Origin of the sequence: Streptomyces sp. NPDC007945 (genome assembly GCF_042958885.1) — a bacterium.
Classification (GTDB): Bacteria; Actinomycetota; Actinomycetes; order Streptomycetales; family Streptomycetaceae; genus Streptomyces.
In genome coordinates this window covers 384,949-410,577 of sequence record NZ_JBIBJV010000002.1, presented here as the reverse complement: position 1 = coordinate 410,577, position 25,629 = coordinate 384,949, and the positions used below count along the sequence as shown (strand labels likewise).

At 68.6% G+C, this 25,629-nt stretch carries 25 protein-coding genes and 3 tRNA genes; 20 read left to right on the top strand and 8 right to left on the bottom strand.

The genetic code is table 11. The features are described 5' to 3' along the window. Positions 1 to 127 precede the first annotated feature (127 nt). Entirely contained in the window at positions 128 to 1,012 is an 885-nt protein-coding gene (gene ligD, locus ACFZCF_RS07145) for a non-homologous end-joining DNA ligase (protein ID WP_391285189.1), read from the bottom strand. Positions 1,013 to 1,062: 50 nt separating this feature from the next. On the opposite strand from ligD, the gene ACFZCF_RS07140 reads away from it, so the two are divergent. Both ACFZCF_RS07140 and ACFZCF_RS07135 read left to right on the top strand, forming a co-directional pair. Then, complete coding sequence (locus ACFZCF_RS07140; protein ID WP_391285187.1) at positions 1,063 to 2,181, top strand: Ku protein; 1,119 nt, start codon at positions 1,063 to 1,065, stop codon at positions 2,179 to 2,181. A gap of 222 nt (positions 2,182 to 2,403) precedes the next feature. Further along, positions 2,404 to 4,011 (top strand): M4 family metallopeptidase, encoded by a 1,608-nt coding sequence (locus ACFZCF_RS07135; RefSeq protein ID WP_391285185.1) that lies wholly within the window; start codon positions 2,404 to 2,406, stop codon positions 4,009 to 4,011. A gap of 123 nt (positions 4,012 to 4,134) precedes the next feature. Here ACFZCF_RS07135 and ACFZCF_RS07130 read toward each other — a convergent pair. The 4 genes from ACFZCF_RS07130 to ACFZCF_RS07115 all read right to left on the bottom strand — a co-directional run bounded on the left by ACFZCF_RS07130 (position 4,135) and on the right by ACFZCF_RS07115 (position 9,950). Further along, positions 4,135 to 4,226, bottom strand: a tRNA-Pro gene (locus ACFZCF_RS07130). A gap of 1,552 nt (positions 4,227 to 5,778) precedes the next feature. Continuing rightward, the gene (locus ACFZCF_RS07125; protein ID WP_391285183.1) at positions 5,779 to 8,385 is read right to left on the bottom strand and encodes a tetratricopeptide repeat protein; all 2,607 of its coding nucleotides are present in this window, start codon (positions 8,383 to 8,385) and stop codon (positions 5,779 to 5,781) included. Positions 8,386 to 8,609: 224 nt separating this feature from the next. After that, positions 8,610 to 8,687, bottom strand: a tRNA-Arg gene (locus tag ACFZCF_RS07120). A gap of 57 nt (positions 8,688 to 8,744) precedes the next feature. Next, positions 8,745 to 9,950 carry a restriction endonuclease gene (locus ACFZCF_RS07115; RefSeq protein ID WP_391285181.1) on the bottom strand — a complete coding sequence of 402 codons (1,206 nt, stop codon included), beginning with the start codon at positions 9,948 to 9,950 and terminating at the stop codon, positions 8,745 to 8,747. Between the two features lie 314 nt (positions 9,951 to 10,264). On the opposite strand from ACFZCF_RS07115, the gene ACFZCF_RS07110 reads away from it, so the two are divergent. After that, complete coding sequence (locus tag ACFZCF_RS07110; RefSeq protein WP_391285179.1) at positions 10,265 to 10,864, top strand: hypothetical protein; 600 nt, start codon at positions 10,265 to 10,267, stop codon at positions 10,862 to 10,864. A gap of 709 nt (positions 10,865 to 11,573) precedes the next feature. Further along, positions 11,574 to 12,371: an NERD domain-containing protein gene (locus ACFZCF_RS07105; protein ID WP_391285177.1), complete on the top strand. Its 798-nt coding sequence runs from the start codon at positions 11,574 to 11,576 to the stop codon at positions 12,369 to 12,371. Here ACFZCF_RS07105 and ACFZCF_RS07100 read toward each other — a convergent pair. Both ACFZCF_RS07100 and ACFZCF_RS07095 read right to left on the bottom strand, forming a co-directional pair. Continuing rightward, positions 12,344 to 13,027: an ElyC/SanA/YdcF family protein gene (locus tag ACFZCF_RS07100; RefSeq protein WP_391285175.1), complete on the bottom strand. Its 684-nt coding sequence runs from the start codon at positions 13,025 to 13,027 to the stop codon at positions 12,344 to 12,346. The genes ACFZCF_RS07105 and ACFZCF_RS07100 overlap by 28 nt on opposite strands. Further along, a complete protein-coding gene (locus ACFZCF_RS07095) occupies positions 13,024 to 13,818 on the bottom strand; it encodes a UTRA domain-containing protein (protein ID WP_391285173.1) in 795 nt (264 codons plus the stop codon). The genes ACFZCF_RS07100 and ACFZCF_RS07095 overlap by 4 nt, the downstream gene beginning before the upstream one ends. Positions 13,819 to 13,971: 153 nt before the next feature. Between ACFZCF_RS07095 and ACFZCF_RS07090 the strand changes: the two genes are divergently transcribed. The 13 genes from ACFZCF_RS07090 to ACFZCF_RS07030 all read left to right on the top strand — a co-directional run bounded on the left by ACFZCF_RS07090 (position 13,972) and on the right by ACFZCF_RS07030 (position 21,832). Continuing rightward, positions 13,972 to 14,304, top strand: coding sequence for a hypothetical protein (locus ACFZCF_RS07090; RefSeq protein WP_391285171.1), 333 nt, complete (start codon positions 13,972 to 13,974; stop codon positions 14,302 to 14,304). Positions 14,305 to 14,306: 2 nt separating this feature from the next. Then, positions 14,307 to 15,665, top strand: a complete 1,359-nt coding sequence (locus tag ACFZCF_RS07085; protein WP_391285169.1) for an FtsK/SpoIIIE domain-containing protein — start codon at positions 14,307 to 14,309, stop codon at positions 15,663 to 15,665. 77 nt (positions 15,666 to 15,742) lie between these two features. Next, positions 15,743 to 16,438 (top strand): DUF2637 domain-containing protein, encoded by a 696-nt coding sequence (locus tag ACFZCF_RS07080; RefSeq protein ID WP_391285167.1) that lies wholly within the window; start codon positions 15,743 to 15,745, stop codon positions 16,436 to 16,438. Positions 16,439 to 16,459: 21 nt separating this feature from the next. Next, positions 16,460 to 16,648, top strand: a complete 189-nt coding sequence (locus tag ACFZCF_RS07075) for a mobile element transfer protein (RefSeq protein WP_169094251.1) — start codon at positions 16,460 to 16,462, stop codon at positions 16,646 to 16,648. A 19-nt stretch (positions 16,649 to 16,667) separates the two neighbouring features. Continuing rightward, positions 16,668 to 16,823: a hypothetical protein gene (locus ACFZCF_RS07070; RefSeq protein WP_190223725.1), complete on the top strand. Its 156-nt coding sequence runs from the start codon at positions 16,668 to 16,670 to the stop codon at positions 16,821 to 16,823. Between the two features lie 13 nt (positions 16,824 to 16,836). After that, entirely contained in the window at positions 16,837 to 17,154 is a 318-nt protein-coding gene (locus tag ACFZCF_RS07065) for a SpdD-like protein (protein WP_391285164.1), read from the top strand. 5 nt (positions 17,155 to 17,159) lie between these two features. Beyond that, a complete protein-coding gene (locus ACFZCF_RS07060) occupies positions 17,160 to 17,708 on the top strand; it encodes a diguanylate cyclase domain-containing protein (protein WP_391285162.1) in 549 nt (182 codons plus the stop codon). A gap of 91 nt (positions 17,709 to 17,799) precedes the next feature. Further along, positions 17,800 to 17,982, top strand: coding sequence for a hypothetical protein (locus tag ACFZCF_RS07055; RefSeq protein WP_391285160.1), 183 nt, complete (start codon positions 17,800 to 17,802; stop codon positions 17,980 to 17,982). A 5-nt stretch (positions 17,983 to 17,987) separates the two neighbouring features. Continuing rightward, complete coding sequence (locus ACFZCF_RS07050; protein ID WP_391285158.1) at positions 17,988 to 18,185, top strand: hypothetical protein; 198 nt, start codon at positions 17,988 to 17,990, stop codon at positions 18,183 to 18,185. Next, positions 18,137 to 18,877, top strand: coding sequence for a DNA methylase (locus ACFZCF_RS07045; RefSeq protein WP_391285156.1), 741 nt, complete (start codon positions 18,137 to 18,139; stop codon positions 18,875 to 18,877). The genes ACFZCF_RS07050 and ACFZCF_RS07045 overlap by 49 nt, the downstream gene beginning before the upstream one ends. Continuing rightward, positions 18,874 to 20,277, top strand: coding sequence for a replication initiator protein RepSA (gene repSA, locus ACFZCF_RS07040; protein ID WP_391285154.1), 1,404 nt, complete (start codon positions 18,874 to 18,876; stop codon positions 20,275 to 20,277). Before ACFZCF_RS07045 ends, repSA begins: the two co-directional genes overlap by 4 nt. A gap of 11 nt (positions 20,278 to 20,288) precedes the next feature. Continuing rightward, a complete protein-coding gene (locus tag ACFZCF_RS07035) occupies positions 20,289 to 20,462 on the top strand; it encodes a helix-turn-helix transcriptional regulator (protein ID WP_391285975.1) in 174 nt (57 codons plus the stop codon). After that, positions 20,459 to 21,832 carry a tyrosine-type recombinase/integrase gene (locus ACFZCF_RS07030; RefSeq protein ID WP_391285152.1) on the top strand — a complete coding sequence of 458 codons (1,374 nt, stop codon included), beginning with the start codon at positions 20,459 to 20,461 and terminating at the stop codon, positions 21,830 to 21,832. The genes ACFZCF_RS07035 and ACFZCF_RS07030 overlap by 4 nt, the downstream gene beginning before the upstream one ends. Before the next feature lie 215 nt (positions 21,833 to 22,047). Here ACFZCF_RS07030 and ACFZCF_RS07025 read toward each other — a convergent pair. Beyond that, positions 22,048 to 22,119, bottom strand: a tRNA-Arg gene (locus tag ACFZCF_RS07025). Between the two features lie 169 nt (positions 22,120 to 22,288). Here ACFZCF_RS07025 and ACFZCF_RS07020 point away from each other — a divergent pair. The 3 genes from ACFZCF_RS07020 (at position 22,289) to lysA (ending at position 25,534) form a co-directional block, all read left to right on the top strand. Further along, positions 22,289 to 22,774 carry a response regulator gene (locus tag ACFZCF_RS07020; RefSeq protein ID WP_391285973.1) on the top strand — a complete coding sequence of 162 codons (486 nt, stop codon included), beginning with the start codon at positions 22,289 to 22,291 and terminating at the stop codon, positions 22,772 to 22,774. A gap of 390 nt (positions 22,775 to 23,164) precedes the next feature. Beyond that, positions 23,165 to 24,127, top strand: a complete 963-nt coding sequence (gene nrtL, locus ACFZCF_RS07015; RefSeq protein ID WP_391285150.1) for an ArgS-related anticodon-binding protein NrtL — start codon at positions 23,165 to 23,167, stop codon at positions 24,125 to 24,127. A 15-nt stretch (positions 24,128 to 24,142) separates the two neighbouring features. Then, complete coding sequence (gene lysA, locus ACFZCF_RS07010) at positions 24,143 to 25,534, top strand: diaminopimelate decarboxylase (RefSeq protein WP_388436333.1); 1,392 nt, start codon at positions 24,143 to 24,145, stop codon at positions 25,532 to 25,534. The last annotated feature ends 95 nt before the right edge of the window (positions 25,535 to 25,629 follow it).

Genomic DNA, 25,629 nt, shown 5'->3' with positions numbered 1-25,629 from the left:
CCGCTTCCGCTTCGGCCTCCGCTTCGGCCCCCGCCTCGCCTTCCGGCTCCGTCGCGGCCCGCGGCCCCGCTTCCGCCGCGGCCCACGACGCCCTCCGGGCGGTCGCCGCCCTCCCCGCCCGTGACGCTCACGGCACCTCCCCCGCCCGTCCGGCGTCGAAGAGGGGCCCGAGCAGCTCTCCGTACCGCTCCAGACGTGGCGCGATGTCGCCCATCACGAAGACGAGGTCGTCGGGGGCGGCGCAGGCCTCGATCTCCTCCCAGGTGATCGGCGCGGAGACGGTGGGCCGGGCGCGGGCGCGGAGGGTGTAGGGGGTGGCGGTGGTCTTGGCGGCGGCGTTCTGGCTGTGGTCGACGAAGACCTTCCCGGGGCGCAGGGCCTTCGTCATCCGGTGCGTGACGAGCCGCGGCAGCTCCGCCTCCGCCTCGACGGCGAGCCGCTTCGCGTAGGCCGAGACCGTCTCGGAAGGCGTCGGCACCACCGGGACGAGCAGGTGGAGCCCCTTCGCGCCGGAGGTCTTGGCGAAGGCCTCCAGGCCGTCCGCGGCGAGCCGCTCCCGCAGGTGGAGCGCGACCCGGCAGCACTCGACGACCGTCGCGGGCGCCCCCGGGTCGAGGTCGAGCACGAGCCGGTCGGCGACGGCGGGGGAGGAGGCCCGCCACTGCGGGGTGTGGAACTCCGGGACCAGGTTCGACGCCCACACCAGCGACGGCAGGTCCTGGATCATCACCTGCCGGGCCCGCGGGTCCTCGGTGCGCGGCACGGGGGTGGTGGCCACCCAGGCGGGCGTACCGGGCGGCGGATTCTTGGTGAAGAAGAGCTGGCCCCCGGGTCCGTCCGGATAGCGCAGGAAGGAGACGGGCCGGTCGCGCAGATGCGGCAGGATCACGGCCTCGACGGTGGCGTAGTAGTGCAGCAGCTCGCCCTTGGTGGTGCCGGTGGCCGGGTGGATGACCTTGCCGAGGTTACTGAGCGTGATGCGGCGCCCCGCCACCTCTGTGATGGGCGTCATACGATGAGACTCCCATGTTTCCCGTCATATCGGTACGAAGGGGATGAACCGTGCGATCGATCTGGAACGGCGCCATATCCTTCGGGCTCGTCAGCATCCCGATCAAGCTCGTGAACGCCACCGAGAGCCGTTCCGTCTCCTTCCGGCAGATCCACGTCGAGGACGGGGGCCGGATCCGCTATCGGAAGGTGTGCGAGCTGGACGGCGAGGAGGTCGCGCCGGCCGAGATCGGCAAGGCGTACGAGGACGCCGACGGGACCATGATCCCGATCACGGACGAGGACCTGGCCTCGCTGCCGCTGCCCACGGCCAAGACGATCGAGATCGTCGCCTTCGTCCCGGCGGGTGACATCGACCCGCTCCAGATGGACGCCGCGTACTACCTCTCCGCCAACGGCGTGCCGGCCGCCAAGCCGTACACCCTCCTGCGCGAGGCGCTGAAGCGCAGCGACAAGGTGGCGGTGGCGAAGTTCGCCCTGCGGGGCCGCGAACGCCTGGGCATGCTGCGGGTGGTGGACGACGTCATCGCCATGCACGGGCTGCTCTGGCCCGATGAGATCCGCGCACCGGAGGGCGTCGCCCCCGAGTCGCCGGTGACGGTCCGTGACGCCGAACTCGATCTGGCGGACGCCTTGATGGCCACCCTCGGCGAGGTCGACATCAGCAGCCTCCACGACGACTACCGCGAGGCGGTCGAGGAGATGATCGCGGCGAAGGCGGCGGGCGGCGAGGGCGTGGCGCCCCCGGAACCGGGCGAGGAGGGCGGCGGCGGTCAGGTGATCGACCTGATGGCGGCCCTGGAGAAGAGCGTCCGCGAGGCGAAGGAGGCCCGGGGCGAGCCGGCGGAGGTCACGGACATCAAGAGCCGCCCGGCGAAGAAGGCGCCGGAAGGGAAGGCGTCGGAGGAGGCGGCGCCGGACGAGGAGGCGACGCCGACCAAGAGAACCGCGCCGGCCAGGAAGGCGACGACGGCGAAGAAGGCCGCGTCCGAGAAGAAGGCGGCGACGACGGCGAAGAAGACCGCGTCCGAGAAGACGGCGACGAAGAAGGCCGCGACGGCGAAGAGGTCCTCATCCTCATCGCCATCCTCCTCGTCCTCGTCCGGGAAGGCGACGGCGAAGAAGACCGCACCCAAGAAGGCGGCCGCACCGAAGCGGAAGAGTGCCTGACTTCTCGTCACCAATCCCTCTACACAAGGCGTTTGCCCTACCCCTGAAGGCCCTCCAGCCGGCCTCACTGAACGGGCCCCCTCTCCTCCGAGGGGGCCCGTTCGGCATGCCGCATAGCGGACAGCTCTCGTCGTCCTTCGGACAACAGATGGTCAAATTCTTGTTGCATACCTGTCAAAAACCCGTTCTGGCTGGCACGCTCCCCTCCGCGTCACCCCCCACATGACCCCCACGCGTTTCAGCGAAGGAGCCCGCGTGATCCGCCAGCAGTCCTCGCACCGCCGGACCGCCGTCCGCACCGCCGCCCTCGTCGCCACGGCCGCCATGGTCGTCGTCGGCGTCCAGACCGGAACGGCCGGAGCCACGGTCGTCAACGAGACCGGCACCGAGGCGGCGGCCACCGCCGTCGTCCTCAGCGCCCCGCAGCGCGCGGCCGCGATCCGCCAGGCCCAGGCCTCGGCCCCCGAGACGGCGAAGGCGATCGGCCTCTCCGCCCGGGAGGCCCTGGTCGCCCGCGATGTCGTCAAGGACGCGGACGGCACCGTCCACACCCGCTACGAGCGGACCTACGAAGGCCTCCCGGTCCTCGGCGGCGACCTCGTCGTCCACCACAAGAAGAACGGCACCCGCACCACCACCAAGGCGACGAAGGCCCGCATCGCGGTCCCGACCACGACCACGGCCGGGGACAGGACCCGCGAGGGCGCCCGCAAGGTGATCTGGGCGGCCGACGGCAAGCCGGTCCTCGCCTGGGAGACCGTCGAGAAGGGCCTCCAGCACGACGGCACGCCGAGCGAGCGCCACGTCGTCACGGACGCTGCCACCGGCAAGGAGCTCCACTCCTACGAGGCGATCGAGACGGGCGTCGGCAACACCCAGTACAGCGGCCAGGTCACCCTCGGCACCTCCGCCGGCTTCACCCTCACCGACGCCGCCCGCGGCGGCCACAAGACGTACGACCTCAAGGGCGCCACGAGCGGCACCGGCACCCTCTTCACCAACTCCACCGACACCTGGGGCAACGGCCTCGCGAGCAACCGCGAGACCGCCGCCGCCGACGCCCACTACGGCGCGGCCGTCACCTGGGACTTCTACAAGAACGAGCTCGGCCGCAACGGCATCCGTGGCGACGGCGTCGCCGCCTACTCCCGCGTCCACTACGGCAACGCGTACGTCAACGCCTTCTGGTCCGACTCCTGCTTCTGCATGACGTACGGCGACGGCGCCGGCAACGCCAAGCCGCTGACCTCCCTCGACGTCGCCGGCCACGAGATGACCCACGGCCTCACGGCCTCCACGGCGAACCTCCGCTACAGCAAGGAGTCCGGCGGCCTCAACGAGGCCACCTCCGACATCCTCGGCACCTCGGTCGAGTTCTACGCGAACAACGCGACCGACGCCGGCGACTACCTCATCGGCGAGAAGATCGACATCCGCGGCAACGGCACGCCGCTCCGCTACATGGACAAGCCCAGCAAGGACGGCAACTCCGCCGACTACTGGTCCAGCAGCCTCGGCCGCCTCGACGTCCACTACTCCTCGGGCCCGGCCAACCACTTCTTCTACCTCCTGGCCGAGGGCAGCGGCACCAAGACGATCAACGGAGTCACCCACAGCTCCCCGACGTACGACAACTCCACCCTCACCGGCATAGGCCGCGAGAAGGCCTACCGGATCTGGTACAAGGCCCTCACCACCTACATGACCTCCTCCACCACCTACACCGGCGCCCGCACCGCCACCCTCTCCGCGGCCTCGGACCTCTACGGCGCCACCTCCCCCGAATACAACGCCGTCAACGCCGCCTGGAAGGCGGTCAACGTCAACTAGCCCTCCGAGAAGCCGCCCGGCACTCTCGCCGGGCGCTTACGGTGGACAAGCGAAGACACGTGAAACAAGGAGACCCCGCCGACAGCTTGCGCTGCGAGCGGGGTCTCTTGGCCGTTCTCCCGAAGCGCCCGGGCAGGATGCGAACCTGCGCATACGGCTCCCGAGGCCGTGATGAGCTTGCTCGTTTCCCCAGGTCACGGGGCTATGCTCGGCGCAGGGCCTACGGGTGCGCATCGGCTGAGGGGAGTCTTGCCCGAACCGCTTCTACCCCTCTGCCGTATCGGGTGCCCTGTGCTGCCGCAGTTGGGCTTGCTGGGTCGTCTCACAACCGACAGTTCTACTCCAAAGCCACTCGAACCAGCTCACCATGATCGACCACAGTCTCCGTAGTTGCCCCCTGCGCCGAGGAGGCTGCCCCCGCTCTTGCAGTCGACGCGGGCGTCCGTGGCGTACGACTTGGGTGCGAAGTCTCGGCGCGCGGGCACCCCAGCCCCCACCATGCAGATGACATAACCCGTTCCATTCAGCGCGATTCCGACAGACCGCTCCTCTTCTGGTGACTCCACCGCAGCGCCCCATGCGCAGAGGGGATCAGGAACCGGCCGATACGTCTCAATTTTGTATCCAGGAACCCACCGCTTTAGGAGAGAGGGAGGGTGGGGCTACACCTGACCTGCCCAGGTGTAGCGGGAGCTGAGCCACGCCCCACAGCCCGATCACGTCCGTCGTTCCCCGTGGTTCCCCGCACGATCTGGCACGGATCTGGCACGGTCTTTGCCCGCCGTCTATCAGTGCCTCGGGGTGTTGGCCGCGCACGCTTTTCAGCTGTGGTGCCGGCCTACGTACCGGGGGTAGCCAGGGGCCGCGGTGCTGGCGAGGGTGTTGGCCCGAGGGCTGGGCATGGTCGACAGATTGGAAAGCAGGGACCGGGGCCTTGTTGGCCCAGCCGTGACGTTGATGTGCGCTTGGGGGCGGATCAGCGATGACTTCTAGCCAAAGTTGGCCCCACAGCATTCGACGGCCGCCTTGCTGTGTGATCATCTTCGGGTTCATCAAACGCCCGAAGCTCAACAAAAAGGATTCTGGTGAAATCGTTTAAGGCTGGACGAGTCGCTGCGGCTATGGGAGTGGCCGCTTTTGCAACCCTCGGCCCCATTGCGGCGGCTACGCCGGCGTCAGCTATGTACTCCGGCTGCATCAACTACGTGAAGAGTAATGGATACGTGGTGGGCCCTAAGGTGTACAACGCCTGCTCAAAGCAGGCTCTGCGCGGCGGGATGTTTTGGATCCCTAACCCGGGTTGCATTGCCGACCTGGTCGCGATTCGGGTGAGGCAGAGCGTCGCTGCGGAAGCGTGCACCCGCGCCCACGGCTGACGCATCCTGCGCACCGCTCTGACGGCGGCGCCTTGCCGACACCGACCTCAACTCCCGTCCCGTCTGCCGTCGACCCATTCACCGTGTCTGCTCGGCTCTGTCTGGGGCGACGGCAGACGGGACGGGAGTCCCCACCGCTACACCCCACCGGTCGGCAACCGCCGGCGGGCCCCTCCCATCCCGGAGCCCGAGCGCCCCCGCCGGAGGCATGTCGGTGACCTTGGGGAACCGGCGGCCGTCGGCTCGGGCTCATGCCTTGGGGCCTCTCCCGTCTTGCAGGGGCGGGCGTCAGCGCAGCGGGCCGACGGCAGGAGCGGCGCCCCGGCGGAGCCGGAAGCCCGCCCGGCGGAGCGGAGCATCCTTACAACGCTGTGGATTAATACACCTAGGGCTAACTGGGTCGGCCGCTCAGCATTTCACGTAGTGCGGCCTTCATCTCTCGTTCGCTTTCTTTCAGCCCGATTCTGCGAAAGATTCGAATGGCTTCCTCGTAGTATGTCTTTGCTTGATCGGTGTCTCCCGACATCCACTCCGCAGCCCCTAGCAGCCCGAGTGAATTAGCCTCGAAATGATGACGTGAGGTGCTCTGGAAAAATCGGAGTGCTCGATGTAGGGAGCCTCGCGCCTCCTTGATTTTTCCGGATTTGAGTTGCGTATGCGCCAAGTTCATGTAGTTGAGATGGATTCCTGCTTCATCCTGCACTTCCCTGTATGCGGTAAATGCCTCCTGGAAACACTCTTCGGATTTCTCTTGCTGGCCTAGCTGGCCGAGGGCTACCCCCAGCCCGGCGTGTGCGGATGCTTCCTGTCTCCGGTTTCCCGAGGCGCGATGGTATGGAATTGATGAGCTGAGAGCTGCCACTGCCTGGTGCAGGAGGCCGGATTCGCGGTATGCAGAGCCAAGGTTGGTTAGAGACGCCCCGATATCGTTTGGGTCTCGATTCTCTCTTGAGAGTTTCACGGCTTCGATCAAGATCGGGATAGCCGCTCTAGGGCTGACGTGTTGGCGAACTGCCGCGCCAAGGCTGACTGCTGCGTCACATTGCCCATCCAGGAAACCGATCCTTTCTGCAATGGCGGCTGCCTTTTTGAGGGTTCGAATGGCGTCTTCCAGCCTGCCCTGGGAGGTGAGGTTGATTCCAATGTTATTGAGAGCTCTGACCTGCCGTTCGGCGTCACGCTCTTTGCGTGCCGCCTCGTAGGCGATTTGCGCCGACTGAAGGCCTTCGGCGACGCGCCCCCTTAGGTCGAGGTAGACGATGAGGTGCATCGAAATAGCGTAAGCCTGTCCGGTTAGATCGATGTCGCGAGCGGCCCGCGCTGAAGCCTGCAGATTTGCGCACTCTAGATCAAGCCAGTTCAGGGCTTCGGTAGTCGAATGGAACTGTGGCGGATTCCCTTCGGGGGTGCCGCGCAGCGTGAGGTCTGCGTTTAGTGAAGCCTGGCAATACACCTCGGTTAGGCGGCTGAAGGCTTGTTGGCGATCACTGGCAGAGATCGTTGTTTCACACTGCTCGGCAGCGAATAGATGGACAAGATCATGCATCCGCCATCGCGAGGCGGCGGAGCCGCGGGAGATGAGGCTGGCATGACTGAGCCGGCGCAGGAGTGAGCGAGTCTGTGGGACAGATACTCCGAGAACTGCCGAAGCTGCCTGTTCCGACATCTCGCTGCCCGGATGGATGGAGAGTCGGCAAAAGGGATCCCTCATGGCGCGATCGAGGCGAGTGAGCGAGACCTGAAGGGCTGCCCTTACGGCGGTGTCCCCAAAGTGCAGGACATCGAGCCGGCTCTTCTCTTCGCTCAGTTCGGCCAGTAGATCGTCGATCGTGAGGTCGGCGTCGTCTTTCAGGATCGCTGCCGAGATGCTAAGCGCCAGCGGAAGATGGCCACACAGGGTGCACAGATCGCGGATCGGGCCGGGGGTGTGGAGACGCTGATCCCCTGACCCCAAGATCTGAGTGAGCAGGACGCCTGACTCCTCCGGGCTGAGACAGTCGAGGTTGATCCTCTCGATTCCTTCAAGCACTCCCAACCTGCTACGAGAGGTCAGTACCGCGCCATGGGCCTCTCCCCTGGGGAGCAATTCGGCGACCTGAGAGAGCTCGGCTACGTTGTCGAACACCATCAACACCGGGTTGCCAGAGGCGTCGAGGGCGTCGAGCGTTCGGTGGTAGAGCGCAGCCTGACCTTCTGCGGTACGCGGGATCTCGTCACCCGGCACACCAAGAACTGACAGGAGAGGTCCATACGCGATTCCGGGGCGGGCCATGCGCGTGCGATGCGCCGAGAACCCGTGCATGTCTGCGACGATCACGCCGCCAGAGAACACCGTAGACACATCGTGGTGCCTGACCACTTGGTCCACCAAGGACGTCTTGCCGACACCGGCCATCCCTGAGACCAGGACTCGACGTCCCCCGGCGGTGGTCAGCATGTCCCTGATCGCCTGCTGCTCTTGCTTCCGACCTACGAACCGGGGGGAGGCGCTGAAGGTTCCTGACAGCCGAGTGACGTGCAGTGATGACTCTTCGATGCGTCCTTGTGAACGAGCCTCAACGAACTTGTGGGTCAGGGCCAGGAACGACTGGATCGTGTCCTCGTTCAGTTCCTGCTCCCGCGGTACTGCGATCCAGCTGGGCGCCTCCTCAGAAGACTCAAGGCACTCTGTGAGGTTCGCCCAGAACAACTTCCTTGTCGCTACGTCGAACACGACGCCCAGGACAGGCAGCAGGCCGTTCTTCCAGTCGTTCGCATGTCCGTCGACAGGGATCGCGTAACCATGCGCCCGCTTGTACTTGTCGCCGCTCTTCACCTGGATGGCGATCGCGACACCAGTTCGCTCGCCGTCCTTGGTGAGCATGACGAACAGGTCTTCCCCGTAGTCGTTGCCGCCGTCGATCTCCTGGACGATCTGATCGTGATCTTCGAGGAGTGTGCGTAGAGCGTTAACTCCCGCCCGCTCGATCCTTCTGCTCTGGGTGACCCTTGCCGGCACCGTTCCCCCAAGTCACTGGCCAGTCGATAGCTCGATCTTCGGCGAGGCTATCGGTGGTCTTGCGCCCGAGGAGGGGCTTTCGGACGCGATCGCGCCTCACGCACCACTCACGCGTGACCGGTGACAGACAACGACGAAGGGCCGGACTCAGTGAGACTGAGGCCGACCCTTCATCTTCGGCACTTCAGCAGGTCAGCGGCTTGATCACGCTGTCCGAGCTGGAGTGCCCCCGGCAGGATTCGAACCTGCGCACACGGCTCCGGAGGCCGCGTGAGCTAGGGGTATATCGGCAGCTCACCGGCTTGCAGCGGGCTGTACGAGGTCACCTGGTCCACAAATAGGCCGCGCTGCCCCGGTACCTACTCCAGCAGGATTTCCTCCGGTCGGCGGTTGGTGACCGCGGTCTCGCGGACACGCAGTATGTGTTCGATGCAGGCTTCGAGATCTCCGCCATGATCGTCCCGGGCCATGCTCCTGAGCTCCCGCGCCAGGTCCAGCCCGTTTACCAGAACGATCGGGTATTGGTCCTCGACCATCTCTGTTTGCGCCGGCACGGAGTAGGCCCCCGTCGTCACATAGACGCCGATCCAGCCACGACGGAGGCGGGCTACGACACGAGCAATCTGGTCGGCGGAGACAACGTGGTCGAGCCGGACGCACTTCGCCTGACCGAGGACGACGAGGCTGGTGCCGGCGAGTCCGCTGCCGATGTCGAGCCTGCCGACGAAGTCAGCCCCTCCGTCACCGGACCGCTGGGTCAACCAGCCTTCGAGGTAGCTGTTCCCGGCACCCCGTAGAACGCGCGCGGCGACCGCGGAGGCCACGGCCTCGAAGTCGTGTTTGCGCCCGTCGAAGTACTTGTAGATCAGCTCCAGGTCCTTGGCCTCGGGCGTACCCGGCTTCGGCCGCTGCTCGGGCACCTTGGTCACCTTGGCGCGCGCGACCCTCCGGCGGAGACGTGGAAGCTCGGAGCTGCCGTTCTTGGCCCACTCCCGCCACGCCCGCGGAGCTAGCGCGAGCGTCTCCGCGTCGCTTAGATCCTTGTTCCTGCGGGCGTGGATCCACTCCCAAGAGACCTTGTCATCCTCGTCGGCGAGATCGAGCAGGGCGATGTCGTAGACGTAATTAGTGAATGTGGTGTGGTCACTGCCACCCCACTGCACCAGCCGTTCGGCCCGCTCGATGATGCCGAGTCCGCAGAACTCGACGTGTCCCTTCACCCTCCCGCTGCGCGACACGGCCCGGAAGAGCAACAAGGGGACGGCGACAGCTCGTTCCTCAGGCGTGTGCCCCTGATGTCCCGCGAAGGCATCGAGCAGAGCGGCATTCCCGATGGTCTTGCCCGGCTCAGCTTGGGTTGTGGGCTTGTGGTCGCCAAAGTAGCGAACGTGCCCGTTGTCCATGTCGAACACGTCGTGCCAGGGGGTCTGCTCGGTCCCGGCCTTCCACGGGCTTGACCGTACGAGGATCACTGGTCGCCGTTCCCCGTTCGGCGTGGGCACCTTACGCATGCCGTTGATGCCTGCCTCTAGCAGCGCTCGTGGCAAACCGAGGGAATGGGTCACGTGATGAAAGTTGGGGTATCCCTCCAGCTCGACAGGCCCTGGGTCCTTCCCCGTGGCGTACCGATAGACCTGGCCAACACGCAACTGCCCACCCATGCGCCCCCCTGCTGCAGCTTCCGGACGATCGCCCTGACCTGAAGGTAGCGGATCCCGCTGACAATGGGACGGGCCAGACGCGGCAAGAGAGATGAGGCGGCTGGCATGTCTGTCTTCTTGCTATAGGGCATGGTCCATGCCGGAGGGGCCTCGTGCTACTCAGGCCTAAAACTCAGAATCTCCTGACAGAGTGGCAACGTCTCGTCGAAGATTCCAGCATGGAAGAGTGGAAGTTCACACTGCTCAACGGCGCCATATCGACCGCCGGAGCTGTCCTAGTTGGCCTGTTCGCCCTCTATGGGGTGTTGCGGCAATCGGCCAAGGCGTACGACAGTGCATCCAAGCAGGCTGTAGCCCTACTACAGCAAGTCGAGAAATCTGCCGAGGCTGCCAGAGAGCAGACTAAGTGGCAGCTCAGGCGCGATACTTTTGCTGAAATGTTGATCGCTTGCGAGAGGTATGAGGACGCTGTCGATAGGTGTGGATCCTTTCTGTCCGACCAGTATGACGAGCAAGGTAGGGTCATTTCTAATTTCAGTTCAGAGGAGGCGGAAGCGGTAACATCTGCACTCGATTCAATCCGGACGCGTGTTTTCATTCTTCGCCTGGAGGGGCCTAAGGAGCTTGATCCGCACATTAAAGAATTCCTGAAAGCTGCCAGTGGAATGTATCAAACGCTGCATACCTGGGCTGGCCTTCTTCAGGAAGGTAGAGATTCTGACTACAGCGATAACTGGGTTTTTCCGCAGGGTGATCTCATAGAGGCTCGGGAGCAGCTTTTCCAGGCGATGTACCTTGTGCTCCATGAGGATCATTAATGAATTCCCTGTTTGCTGCCTGCTGACGCTTTGTAACCACGCTTTCTATCGAGGGTGGTTACGCGCCTCAAGCGTCCCCTCAGACTCCCATCCCGTCTGCCGTCGACCCACACACCGTGGAGCAGGCGCGGTGCCGGGCGTCCAGGTGGAGCGCCCCGCTGGACGAACGACCTGGACGCCCGGTGCCGTGTCTGCTCGGCTCTGCCTGGGTCGACGGCAGGCGGGATGGGAGTTCCCCACCGCTACACCCCACCGGCCGGCACCCGCCCGCGGGCCCCTCCCATCCCGGAGCCTGAGCGCCCCCGCCGGAGGCATGTCGGTAACCTGAGGAACCGGCGGCCGTTGGGGCTCGGACTCATGCTCTTGGGCCTATCCCGTCTTGCAGGGGCGGGCGTCGGCGCAGCGGGGGCGGAGCGGGCCGAAGGCAGGAGCGGCGCCCCGAGCGGAGCCGGGAAGCCCGCCCGGCGGAGCGGAGCGCAGCCGGGTGCTTGATGAGGTAGAGAAACCTGTAACAGCTCCCCAGGAACGGGCGCTCTTGTGGGCGTAGTCGGCAGGTGCTGCCATAGGCATGGGGATCTGTCTGCAGGGGGGGCGACGGGTGAGTAGTGGTCTCACGGTGAAGTCGTGGAAGCGGCACGGCAGGGATCGGCTGTACGTGAATCTCCCGAACGGGACTGCGGTGGCCTGGGCGGATCGCGCGACCGGAGCCGTGACGATCAAGGTGAGGCAGTATCAGGAGGAAGCACTGGCCCTGCTTCGGGCGCAACTTGGCGATGGGCTCACTGTCGACACGGCTGGTTCGGCAACCTCGGCTTCGCCTGCCGCTGCACCACGCCAGGTACTCCCTCCTCCACACCGTGCGGCGCCGCCGGCCTCTCTCCCGCCCCTCACCCCCAGCGAAGATCTCGCCAGAAACCTGCCGGGCGCTCGGCTCATCGGGCTCATGGCTGAGCGGGGGCCGTCCGCTGTGCAGCGACTCCGTTCGAAACTGCTGCGGCAACCTTCGGAGTGGGACAGCTTCTACACCGGGCTCAAGGGAGAGAAGAAGGTCGGTCGGGAGCTCGCTCGCTTATCCCGTTCGGGCTGGTACGCGCTGCACGGGATCCAGAAGGGCAACGGCGGAGACATCGACCATTTGCTGATCGGGCCGGGCGGGGTGTTCACGATCAACACCAAGACCCACCGCGGGGCGACGGTCTGGGTGGGCGACACGATGGTCAAGGTGAACGGGGGCCCTCCTCGCCCCTACGCTGCCGCGAGCAGGACCGAGGCGGACTTCGTTCGGCGAGCCCTTCAGCGGTACTGCGACTTCGCCGTGTCGGTCGAGCCCATGCTGGTCTTCGTGGGCGTGGAGTCCCTGCATCAGTCGAACCCTCAGAGCGCGGTCCGCGTCTGTCAAGAGCGGGAGATAGCCGCGCTGGGGCCACTGGCCGGGCGTCTCACCGCTGAACAGGTCGAGGCCGTCTATGCGGTGGCTCGTCACCGCCGGGTCTGGCTGAGGGGCTGACCCTGATCGTCGCGGAGAAGGCGGCTGGTGAATCCGGCGTCGCGCAGACGTTCATACGCCGCGGCCACCTCTGCCGGCACCGGCTGGCTGATCATGAATCCCTGCTCCGGGTAGATGAGGAGCCGCTGCAGGGCGCCTACCAGCATGTCGATCACCAAGCGGGGGTCACCGATCGAGTCGACGTAGCCCTGGAGCGTCATCGGGCTTGAGGCGCTCACGATCTCGACATCGGGCCACACCTTCTTGGCTGTGGCGTAAGCGCGGCGCTCCTCGTACGGCTTGCTGATCAGCAGGACGGAGGACACCTCGACGCCGGCCTCGGAGAGGAGGTCCCGCGAGAACCGGATGTTCTCCCCGGTGTTCCGAGCACGTGGTTCCACGAGCACGGCCGATGCCGGGACGCCGAGTTCGAGGGCCCGCTCGCGGTAGTGGACGGCTTCGCCGCGGGGCATGCGCTCCCGTGTCGTGGGGCTGGTGGCTCCGGTGAAGACGAGAAGGGGAGCCAGGCCACGCCGGTACAGGTCGACTGCGGTGTCGGCTACGCCGAGGTCGTGGCTGCCGAGGCCGATCGCCACCGAGCAGGGCCGGGGGACGTGCCCCATCTGGTGGTACTCCCAGAGGAGCCGTGTGTCAGCCCAGTCCTGCGTCGAGATCACTGCTGGTCCTCCTGGAGCTGTGCCGAGTCGGGCACCTTGAAGTCGTACTCCCACGCGAAGCGCGAAGCTGCGTGTACCCCGATCGCGAACTCGACCACTGTGCCGGCGGCCGTGTACGTCGTGCGGTGGAGCTCGACCACGGGTTCGCCGGGGGGAAGCTGAAGCATCCGCGCTTCCTCCGCCGTCGGAACGCGGGCGAACAGGGATTCCTTCATGTGGTCGATCTCGTATCCGGCGTCGTAGAGAACGCGGAACCCGCCACCCCTGCCCGCCGGCCCCGGAGTCGGGTCGACCAAGCGGGTGCCCTCGACGTGCTCGGGGCGGTAATAGCTGGTCAGCGAATGCGTCGGCTGGTCGCCTTCCTTGACGAGCCGGGCCCGTGCGTAGACCGGTGCGCCCGGCTCCAGGCCGTGGGCGGACGCCACGACTGGCGGCGCCTCGACAAGGCTGACGGTCTGAGTCTGCTCGTTCCTGCGGTACGCCCGGCCTGAGGCGACGCGATCCGCGATGAAGGCGACTTCGTCTCCGTCACGCCATTTGGCCTTGTCGTACCGGGCGATGCCGAGCCGCTTGAGCGGTACGCGTTCGCGGACGACGGTCCCGTGGCCCCGGGAAGAGGTGACAAGCCCTTCGGACTCCAGTGCCTTGTAGGCGGCGTGGACCGTGGCCTTAGAGCCCTCTCCCGCCTCGACCAAGTCCCTGATCTGCGGCAACCGTTGACCGGGCTCGTACTCACCCCTCCGGATCTGCTCAGCCAGCTTGTCTGCCAGCTCCCGCCACTTGGGCGCCATCTCGAACCCCTCTCAACAGGAACCAGTCAAACACAGTCCTAGGACTGTTGACAGTCCTAGGACTGCTGGGCACTATCTATTCAAGCGCTCGCAGTCCTAGGACAGCGAGCATCGGCGGTCTCATTTGGGCTGCCCCACAACGTAGGAGTGCTGATGCCGTCCTTCAAGATCGACCTTTCTAGCGCTGTCGTGTTCGTCGCGACCGCTCCCACGCCGAAGCTCGTGAGCAAGCAGACCGGTGAGAGGGCGGTGGACCGGGAGACCGGGGCCGGGCTCTCGACGGTGGGCCTGCTGATCTCGGACGAGGGGGAGGGCAACCTCTACCAGGTGACGGTCCCGGAGACCGGTCTCCCGGACGGGCTCGCCCCGGGTATGCCGGTGACGGTCATCGGGCTCAAGGCCCGGGACTGGGAGAACACGTTCAACGGCCAGACCCGCCACGGCATCTCCTTCCGCGCCGTCGCGGTCACCCCGATGGGCGCCTGACCATGGCTGACATCTCGACCTTATGGGAGGTCGGCCTCCCGCTCGCCACAACCGCCGGCGGCCTCGGATACGCCAAGGCTCGAGCGCCCCGGGTGTTCTGGTCGCTGGTGGGTCTGCCGGTCACGCGGGTGCGGTTCGCGGTGAACTACCACGCGACGATGGACGTGTGCGGGCTGACGGTCCAGCCGTCCCGCCTGCGGGCGTTCATGGTCCGCAACGTCGCCCGCCGCTCCGAGGTGCAGCCCATTCCGCCGAAGGTCCGCCGCGTGCGGGGCACTTCGACCGGGATGCGGGTCACCCTGCGACTCCCGGCCGGTCTGGAGCCCGCCGACGTGATGACGGCCTCCGAACGGCTGCGGCACGCCTGGGGCGTCCACTCCGTGAACGTCGTGGAGACCAAGCCCGGCTTCGTGGAACTGCGGATGACCGGCTACGACGTTCTGCGCCGGGTCCGGATGCCGCGCTCCCGACGTCGCCCGTCCGGTTCGTTGGCGGTGCCGGTCGCGCTGCGGGAGGACGGTTCGGCGTTCGTACGGGACTACCTGAAGGTCCCGCACGCGCTGACCCTCGGCGCGAACCAGTCCGGCAAGTCGATGTATCAGCGCAACCTGATTGCCCAGCTCGCCCGCCTCGACGTGGCCCTGGTCGGCATCGACTGCAAGCGGGGTGTGGAACAGCGCGGGTACGCGCCCCGGCTGTCGGGGTTCGCCACCACCCCCGAGGAAGCGTCCGGCCTGCTGGACGCCCTGGTCGGGGAGATGGAAGCCCGCTTCGACCTGCTGAGCTTCGCCGGGGTCGCCGACATCTGGGCCCTGCCCGAGACCGCCCGCCCGGTCCCGGTGGTGGTCCTGGTGGACGAGGTCGCGGAGCTGTTCCTCGTCACGGGGAAGAAGGACGAGGAGCGCCGGGACCGGATGGTCATGCAGATGATCCGGCTCGGGCAGATGGCCCGCGCGGCCGGCATCTACCTGGAGGTGTGCGGGCAGCGCTTCGGCTCCGACCTCGGCCGCGGCGCGACCACCCTGCGGGCCCAGCTCACCGGCCGGGTCGTGCACCGGGTCAACGACAAGCAGACCGCCGATATGGGCCTGGGGGACATCGCCCCGGACGCGGTGGTGGCGGTGACCGCGATCCCGCCGGATCGGCCCGGCGTCGCGGTGGCCGGTGACACCTCCGGCGGCTGGACCCGCATCCGCACCCCCGAACTGTCCGCCGCCGAGGTCGCCGACATCTGCACCGCACACGCCGACCTCACCCCGGACCTTCCCGCCCTCGCTGCCTACCGCCCGGCCCTCCCGGACGACCCCAGCGCCGATCCGGCGTCGGCCCCGCTGGTAAAGCCGAACCCGGCCACCGCGTAACACCCCCACCCTCTCGGTCGGCGTGACCGTCTCACGCCAGGTCCCTACCCGACCCATGCCCGAAAGGAGACGGCCGCGTGTTCCGCCCCTTCCGTCTCGACGCCGTCCTGATCCAGGCCGTCATCGCCGGGGCCCTGTCCTTCGCCCACCTGCACGACCTGGCCGTAGCGGCCGGGCAGGACGGATGGAAGGCGTGGGCCTACCCGGTCTCCGTCGACCTCCTCCTGGTCGCCGCCTGGCGCCGGATGCGCACCGACAGCAGCAACCGGGACGCCTGGCTCTGGTTCGCCATCGCCCTGATCGCCTCCCTCGGCGCCAACGTCGCCACCGCCGGCCTCCTCGACATGACCAATGTCCCGGCCTGGCTGCGCATCCTCGTCGCCGGATGGCCCGCCATCGCCTTCCTCGGCGGCACCCTCCTCGCCCACACCCACCCCGCCCCCGCCGAACCCACCCACACCCCGGAACCTGTACCGGCCCCGGACCCGGTCGCCGAAGTGACCGTGGAACGGGCCCCGGAACCGGCTCCCGAACTCCCGCCGGCCGAACCCGAACCGGCGGAGATCCAGCCGGAACCCGCCGCGCAGGAAGAACAGCCCGCCCCCGCCCCCGTGCCTGCTGTGGTGGTGCCGCCCGCGCTGATGGCTCACGCCCAGAAGATCGCGGACGCGCACCGGGCCCAGACCGGTCGGCCGATCGACGCGGAAACCCTCCGCACCCGCCACGGCATGCCCCCGGCCCTCGCCGACTCCATCGCCCTCCAGCTCGCCTGACCCAGGAAGGAGGTAAGACCCGTGCGACCCAACCGCTTCCACAACGTCATCAAGATCGGCCCGGTGCAGGTCGGCACCCATCGCGACGGCCGCGGCCGGACCAAGCACACCGCCGTGTGCACGGCCCCCGGCTGCGACTTCTCCGCCGACTACAACACCCGCGCCGCCGCCGAGCTCGCCGCCCGCACCCACCGCTGCCAGCCCCGCTGAACCCGAAGGAGCCCGTCCCGTGGACGTTCCGCTCTGGCTCGCCCTGATCGTCATCGGCGGCCTCGGAATCAAGCTCATCCGCCCGCCCTGGTGGCTCGTCGCCGCCCTCCTCCTCGGCGGCTACCTCCTCGCCGACAGCCTCCTCACCCCGCTCATCGACCCCATCGCCAAGTAGGGAGACCTGCGTCATGCTCCAGCCCCGCATCCCGGTCAACCCGCTCCCGCCCGGCCACCCCGCCCCCAGGGCCCGAACCGAACCGGTCACCGCCCCGGCTTCGGTCGTGGTTCCGGCTTCCGCCCCCGTCCCGTCCCCCGCGCCTCGGGGCTCGGTCCAGCTCACCCCGGGCAGCGCGGTCGCCCTCGCCGCCGGCGGTGGCGCCGTCGTCCTGGTCGTCGGCGCCGTCCTGGTCTCCATGCTCCTCGCCGTCGCCATCAGCGCCGCGTCCATCGCCGTCGTCGCGATCGTCCTCCGCCTCCTGATCCGCGACATGCAGAAGGGCCGGTAGCTCCCGTGGACACGCAGACGATCGCCGCCGCGGGCTTACCGGCCCTGGGCTGGGCCCTGCACGGCGGACTGCTCTGGCGCCGCCTGGCCACCGCCCGCCGCGACCCGTTGACCGGCCTGCACACCCGCGCCGGATGGACCACCCGCGCCGAACACCTCATGGCCAAGCACCCGAACGCGCTCGTGGTCCTGGTCGACCTGGACGACTTCAAGGCCATCAACGACACCCACGGCCACGCCGCCGGAGACACGGTCCTCACCGAGACCGCAGCCAGGCTCACCGCCTGGTGTGGCCGGCAGGGAATCGCCGCCCGCCTCGGCGGGGACGAGTTCGCCGCCATCGTCACCGACCCCGCCCGTACGGCCGGCCTCGCCGAACTCCGGGCCGCGCTGGACGAGCCGGTCACCCACCGCGGGCACGTCCTGTCGGTCTCCGCCTCGGTCGGCCACTACCACCGCGACCAGCTGCCGGTCCCGGTCCTGACCGACGCCCTGTCGGCCGCCGACGCGTCGATGTACGCGGTCAAGGGCCACGGCAGGCGCAACACCCGCTAGCGGCCCCCGGGGCGGCTCTCTCGCCAAAGACCGCCGCCCCGGGCGCCTTCACCCCATCCAGATCCACCGGACCCGAAAGGGAGCACTCATCATGCCCGAGAACACCCACGCCCAGCGCGTCTGCCGCCACTGCGACGGCTTCCCCGTCGTCCACATCACCACCGGCACCACCACCCCGGAGGGCCGGCCCCGCACCCTCGCCGCCACCTGCCCGGCCTGCAAGGGCACCGGCACCCGCACCACCTCCGTCGCCCTCGCCCGTGCCGGGAAGTGACCGTGATGGCCAAGCTCACGCCCTCGCAGGACAGGCCCGGCCTGCACGTCAGCAAGCCGTCCCCGTCCGAGCCGGCCACCGCCTCCGCTGTCTGCCACTGCGGCGCCACCGCCACCGCCGAGGGAGACGCCCAGGTCGGCGCCCTGGTCGCCGGATGGAACACGAACCACGGCTCCGCCCACAGCCGAGGAGGCGCCGCGTGAACGCCCTGCCCCGGGTCCTGGACCTGTTCTCCTGCGCTGGCGGTGCCGCCATGGGCTACCACCTCGCCGGATTCGCGGTCGACGGTTGCGACATCGCCCACCGACCCAACTACCCCTTCGCCTATCACCACGGCGACGCCCTCGACTACCTCACCCACCTGATCACCAGCGGCGAGATCGAGCGCTACACCCTCGTCCACGCTTCCCCGCCCTGCCAGGCCGGCTGCGCCATCACCGTCGGCACCAACGCTTCCCAGGGCTGGGGCAACGCCCACGTCGACCTCGTCGCCCCGACCCGCGAACTCCTCGACGCCTGCGGCCTGCCGTATGTGATCGAGCAGCCCAACGGCCGGGCCGCGATCCGCAAGGACCTCACCCTGTGCGGCGAGATGTTCGGCCTTGGCGTCCTGCGGCACCGCAACTTCGAACTCGGCCGCTGGTCCACCCCCAAGCCCGCCCACCCGCGCCACCGCGGCTACGTACGCGGACACCGCCACGGCGTCCGCCGTGAGGGCCCCTACGTCGCCGCGTACGGCAAGGGCGGCGGCAAAGCCACCGTGCCCGAGATGCAGCAGGCGATGGGCATCACCTGGACCGACGTCCACGCCGAGCTGACCGAAGCGATCCCCCCGGCCTACACCCGCTGGATCGCCACCGCCTTCCTCACCGTCCGGCAGGAGGTCCTGGCGTGACCAACGCCGCCCTTGCGGCGGGCCTGGACCCGGCTACCCTGAGCGATCTGCTTCGGGTGGCCGGGTCCCCCGGCTTCGACCGCCTCACCGAACAACTCCGCCGCACCGGCGGCTGCACCGCCCCCATCCGCTTGACCGGCGGAACCAAGCTCCTCGACCCCGCCACCAAGACCGTCGTCCACGCCTACACCACCGACGCCGAACCCGGCGGCGTCCTCCGAGTCGCCTGCGGCAACCGCCGCGCCTCCCGCTGCCCGGCCTGCGCCTGGACCTACGCTGGCGACACCTACCACCTCATCCGCGCCGGACTCACCGGCGACCCCGACAAGGGCACCCCCGAGACGATCCGCGAACACCCCCGGGTCTTCGCCACCCTCACCGCCCCGTCCTTCGGCCCCGTCCACAACCGCCCCGGCACCCGCCCCTGCCGCTGCGGCACCCAGCACCCCGAGGACGCGCCCGAACTCGGCACCCCGCTCGACCCGGCCACCTACGACTACGCGGCCGCCGTGCTGTGGAACAACCACGCCTCCGAGCTGTGGCGGTACTTCACCATCTACCTCCGCCGTGAGATCGCCGCCCGCGCCGGCCTCACCCAGAAAGCCGCCCGCGAACAGTCCCGGGTCTCCTTCGGCAAGGTCGCCGAGTACCAAAAACGCGGCGCCGTCCACTTCCACGCCGTCATCCGCTTCGACGGCCCCGACGGACCGCACACCCCGCCCCCGCACTGGGCCACCCTCGACCTCCTCACCGACGCCATCCACGCGGCCGCCGCCCGCGTCCGCGTCACCGTCGACGCCGCCCCCGCCCACGGCATCGCCCAGGATCTGACGCTCACCTGGGGCACCCAGCTCGACGTCCAGCCCATCGGCGCCTTCGGCCAGGGCGAGGAGCTGACCGAACAGGCCGTTGCCGCCTACGTCGCGAAGTACGCCACGAAGGCCGCCGAGACCACCGGCACCGTCGACCACCCCGTCGGCAACAAGGAAGCCCTCATCCTCCTCGACGTCCCCGACCACCCCCGGCGGCTGATGGAAGCCTGCATGGACCTCGAAGCCGCCTACCCGGACCGCCGCCTGCGCGCCTGGGCCCACATGCTCGGCTTCCGCGGCCACTTCTCCACCAAGTCCCGCGCCTACTCCACCACCCTCGGCGCCTTACGCCAGGTCCGCGCCGACTACCGCGCCGCCCAGCAACGCACCGCCCTCGGCCTGCCCGACCCCGACGAACACCCCGAGTCCACCCTCCTCGTCGTCGCCCACTGGGCCTACGCCGGCCACGGCCACACCCCCGGTGAATCCTGGCTCGCCGCCAACATCCGCCGCGACATCCAGCACAACCGCGAACACGCCCGAGAGATCCGAACCGAACTTGAAGCTCAGGGGGATGAGTTGCTGTGAAGGACGAGCTGATGACTGTGCCGCAGATCCTTACCGAGTTGGGCGGGGTGTCGCGGCGGACCTTTTACCGGTGGCGTGAGCTGGGGCTGGGGCCGAACGCCTTCAAGCTGCCGAACGGGGAGCTTCGCGTCTGGCGCTCGGACTTCTCCGCCTGGCTCCGGGGCCTCGAAGGAGCCGCCGCGTGAAGTCGACCGATGTGCGAGTCTGGTCGATTCGCGCCAAGCAAGGAGCGCGGCCGTCCTATGAGGTTCGGTGGAAGGTGGCTGGCGAACCGTTCTCTCAGACGCGGAAGACCAAAGCGCTTGCCGACAGCTTCCGCTCGAAGCTGCTTCGAGCCGCGCGCGATGGCGAGGAATTCGACACCGAATCCGGACTTCCCGACTCGATGGCGGAGAAGAAAGCCACGCTGAGCTGGTACGAATTCGCCTTGAAGTACCTGGCCATGAAGTGGCCGCACGCCGCCCCCAACACCCGTGACGGCATCAACGAGTCGTTGACCGCCGTGACGATCGCGCTCCTGGAGGACCGGCCCGGTCGGCCCTCGGACGACATCCTTCGCAAGACGCTGCGGACGTGGGCCTTCGTGCTTCCCGCCCCGGGGGACAGGGAACTGCCCGTGGATGTCGGCAACACGCTCCACTGGGTCGCGAAGGCGTCTCGGCCCATGGCCGTCCTTGCCGACCCTGTGGTCGGACGGGCCGTCCTCGACTCCCTGAAACTCAAACTGGACGGCACCGCTGCGGCTGCCGAGACCGTACGGCGGAAGCGCCGCACTCTGGTCAACGCGCTGAATTACGCGGTCGATCTCGGGGAGTTCTCCGAGAATCCGCTGACCTCTGTCCGCTGGCAGAAGCCGAAAGTCTCCAGCGAAGTAGATCCGCGAGTCGTGGCCAATCCCGAGCAAGCCCGGTCGCTCCTCCACGCCGTCTCGTACATCGGCGGCTACCGGCGGGCCCGCGGCCGGCGCCTGGTCGGACTCTTCGCCGGGATGTACTTCGGGGGCTTCCGGCCTGCCGAAGCGGTCGGCCTGACCGAGCAGGACCTCACCCTCCCCGAATCTGGCTGGGGGACCGCCCTTCTCCACCGGACCCGCCCCAGCGTCGGCAAGCAGTGGACCGACTCCGGGGAGAGCCACGACGACCGCGGCCTCAAGAACCGGCCCGTGGAGGATGTCCGGCGGGTGCCGATCCCGCCCCAGCTCGTGCGGATCTTCCGGGAGCACGTCGAGACCTTCGGCACCGCGGACGACGGGCGGCTGTTCTTCAGCGAGAACGGGGGAGTGGTGTCCTCCTCCACCTACTACCGGGCTTGGCAGGAAGCCCGGGAGCTCGCGCTCCCGCCGGCCGTTGTGGCCTCGCCGCTCGCCCGGCGGCCGTACGACCTTCGGCACTCCGCGCTCTCCACGTGGCTCAACGCGGGCGTGGACGCCACCGAGGTCGCCGAACGCGCCGGCAACAGCGTGGAGGTGCTGCTGTCCCGGTACGCGAAGTGCCTCGACGGCCGCCAGGAGGTGGCCAACAGGCGCATCGAGGATCTACTGCGCGAGTACGAGTGACCGGCGAGTGAAGCACGCGTGAGGCCCTGGGACCCGTCCCGGGGCCTTCCTCGTTTTCAGGCTCCCACCTGGGACGATGCGCTGCGGCCCAGGCCGCGAATAGGCCGCGACCCCTGTCATACGGCTGCCCACCCCGGCACACGCCTGCGCATACAACAAGACCCCGCTCTCAGCGTTTCCGCTGATCACGGGGTCTGTGTGGCACTTCTGCGAAGTGCCCCCGGCAGGATTCGAACCTGCGCACACGGCTCCGGAGGCCGTTGCTCTATCCCCTGAGCTACGGGGGCTTCGTCGCTGCTTGGCGGCGACGGGTGAAACCTTACCAGGCGTCGCGGGGTGCCTGTGAACAGGTATTTCCGGGGCGTCACCTCGGGGGTGTTCGCTCGCACGGGTCGGAAGTGGGCAAAACCCGGACGCAGCCCCTCGGGGCGCCCTACTCTCGTTCATGTGTCAGGCATGTCCGGGCGGGTGCTCGTTGTCGACGACAACAAGGTCATCCGGCAGTTGATCAGGGTCAATCTCGAACTCGAGGGGTTCGAGGTCGTGACCGCGGCCGATGGTGCCGAGTGTCTGGACGTCGTGCATCACGTGCGGCCCGATGTCGTGACGCTCGACGTCGTCATGCCGCGGCTCGACGGGATCAAGACCGCCCAGCGGCTGCGGGAGGATCCGCGGACCCGGCATCTGCCGGTGGCGATCATCAGTGCCGGCGGAGAGGGCGAGGCGGCCCCGGCCGCGGACGCGTTCCTCGCGAAGCCCTTCGAGCCGGCGGAGCTCGTACGGGTGGTCCGGCAGCTTCTGCACCGCGAGCCCCGGGAGCGGCGTCAGGCCGGCGGGGCCGACGCGGGAGAGGAGCCCTCCGCAGGGGACGGCTCCCCCGAGAGACCCGCCCCCGGGGAACACACCCCGGAGAGACTCGCCGCCGAAGGGCCCGCCGTATAGCCGTATGGAGGATGGTTCTCGGTAGGTCGGTTGCCGAGGGACCTGCGGACGAGCTTCTCGCCGTCGGGAGGTCCGCGCCCGGACGTCTGCCGCCAAGACCCCCGCCGCCACGAGCTTCCGCCCGGGGGTGAACCCCTCGGGCGGATGCGCTTCTAACGCTCGTGATCAATACAGCTAGGGCCAGGGCCAAGGTCAGGTCCAGAAGCAAGGCCAAGATGCCGAGCCCCTTCCCCTCCCCCTGAGCCGCCCGCATCGCCCGTACCCGGCGCGCTGAACCCGCCCACGTTCCGCACCGCCCCGACCTCCCCCATCCCCCTCCCCGCCCCCACCAGTGCCCGTATGGCGAAACCGGTTCGCGTTCCTGCCCCCCTCCTCCCCTAGGCTGGGACCGTGACCCCCGCGGACCTCTCCCTCACCGTGCAGCACGCCGTGCGCCGTGCGGTCGACGACGGTGCGCTGCGGGTCGACGTTCCCTCGCGCGTGAAGGTCGAGAAGGCGCGGCCGGGAGGGGTGGGGGAGTACGCCAGCAGTGTGGCGCTGTCGCTCGCGCGGCCGGCCGGGCGGGCCGCCCTCGACGTCGCGTCCGTGCTGAAGGAGCGGCTCGACGGGGCCGACGGGATCCTCGCCGTGGACATCACCGGTCCCGGATTCCTCAACTTCACCCTGCGCCCCGGCGGCGGGGCCGGGCTCGTGGCGGCCGTGCGCGCCGCCGGGCTCTCGTACGGGCACGGGGACGGGCTCGCCGGGGAGGTCGTGCGGTTCGAGGCCGTCCGCGAGGAGCGGGCCGTCGTCGTCGTGGAGTGCCTCGTCCGGCTGCTGCGCGCGCAGGGCGGTGACGCCGGGGTCGCGGACGGGGGCGAGCGGGTGCACGTGCACCCGGGGACGTACGACGAGGGGGCGCTCGGGAGCGACGCCGCCCGGTGGCGGCTGCTGCGCGCCGCGCCCCACGACCGGCCCCTCGACGGAGCCCCGCTCCTCGTGCGGCACGAGCGGAACGCGCTCTTCCGGGTCCAGTACGCCCACTCCCGCGCCCGCCGGCTGCTCGTCAACGGCCGGCAGCTCGACGTCCTCCCCGAGTACGAGACGGATGTCAAGGATCCGCTGCTCGGGCTGGTCCGCGACCACCCCGCCGTGCTCCTCGCCGCCGCCCGCCACCGCGCCCCCGACCGGGTCGCACGGCACCTCGAAGCCGTCGCCGACGCGCTGCTCGGCTTCCAGCACACCGTTCTGCCGCTCGGCGACGAGAAACCCTCGGCCGCCCACCGCTCCCGGCTCGCGCTCGCCGAAGCCGCCGGGACGGTGCTCGCCGGCGGCCTCTCCGTGCTCGGCATCAGCGCACCCGACCGGATCTGAAAGAGCTGACCAGACATGAGCCGTTCCGCCCACCCCGCAGGCCCCCGCCACGCCGACGTCCTCCCCGAGGGCCACTACACCGCCCCGCCCGCCGACCTGAACACGCTCGACCCCAAGGTGTGGGCGCGGACCGTGGACCGGGACGAGCAGGGCGTCGCGACCGTCGGCGGGCTGCGCGTCACCGACCTCGCCGAGGAGTTCGGAACCCCCGCCTACTTCCTCGACGAGACCGACTTCCGCGCCCGCTGCCGCGCCTGGGCCGAGGCCTTCGGCACCGACGCCGACGTGTTCTACGCCGGCAAGGCCTTCCTTTCTCGCGCGATCGTCCGCTGGCTGCACGAGGAGGGCCTCAACCTCGACGTGTGCTCCGGCGGCGAGCTCGCCACCGCGCTCTCCGCGGGGATGCCCGCCGAGCGGATCGCCTTCCACGGCAACAACAAGAGCGAGGACGAGATCCGGCGGGCCGTCGAGGTCGGCGTCGGGCGGATCGTCCTCGACTCCTTCCAGGAGATCGTCCGGGTCGCCCACATCGCCCAGTCCCTCGGCAAGCGGCAGCGCGTGCAGATCCGGGTGACCGTGGGCGTGGAGGCGCACACCCACGAGTTCATCGCCACCGCCCACGAGGACCAGAAGTTCGGCATCGCGCTCGCCGGCGGGCAGGCCGCCGAGGCCGTGCGCCGGGCGCTGAAGCTCGACGGCCTGGAGCTCATCGGCATCCACTCGCACATCGGCTCGCAGATCTTCGACATGGCCGGCTTCGAGGTCTCGGCCCGCCGGGTCGTCCAGCTCCTCGCCGAGGTGCGCGACGAGCACGGCGTCGAGCTGCCCGAGATCGACCTCGGCGGCGGCCTCGGCATCGCGTACACCTCCGAGGACGACCCGCGCGAGCCGCACGAGATCGCCAAGGCGCTCGGCGAGATCGTGACGAGGGAGTGCGAGGCCGCCGGGCTGCGCACGCCGCGGATCTCCGTGGAGCCGGGGCGGGCCATCGTCGGGCCGACGGCCTTCACGCTCTACCGGGTCGGCACGATCAAGCCGCTCGACGGGCTGCGCACGTACGTGAGCGTCGACGGCGGCATGTCGGACAACATCCGCACCGCCCTGTACGACGCCGAGTACAGCGTCAGCCTGGTCTCCCGCGTCAGCGACGCCGAACCGATGCTCTCCCGGGTCGTCGGCAAGCACTGCGAGAGCGGCGACATCGTCGTCCGCGACGCGTTCCTCCCCGCCGACGTGGCCCCCGGCGACCTGATCGCCGTGCCCGCCACCGGCGCCTACTGCCGCTCCATGGCGAGCAACTACAACCACGCCCTCCGGCCGCCCGTGGTGGCGGTCCGGGACGGCGAAGCAAGGGTCATCGTCCGCCGTGAGACGGAGGAAGATCTCCTGCGTCTCGACGTCGGCTGATGAAATAGTCGGGTGGTGGAATAGATGTCTCAGGATCCGGACGGGCGGCGGAATCCGCCGTCCGGTGAGTGAGACTTGTTCCACCCCCGTGTGTT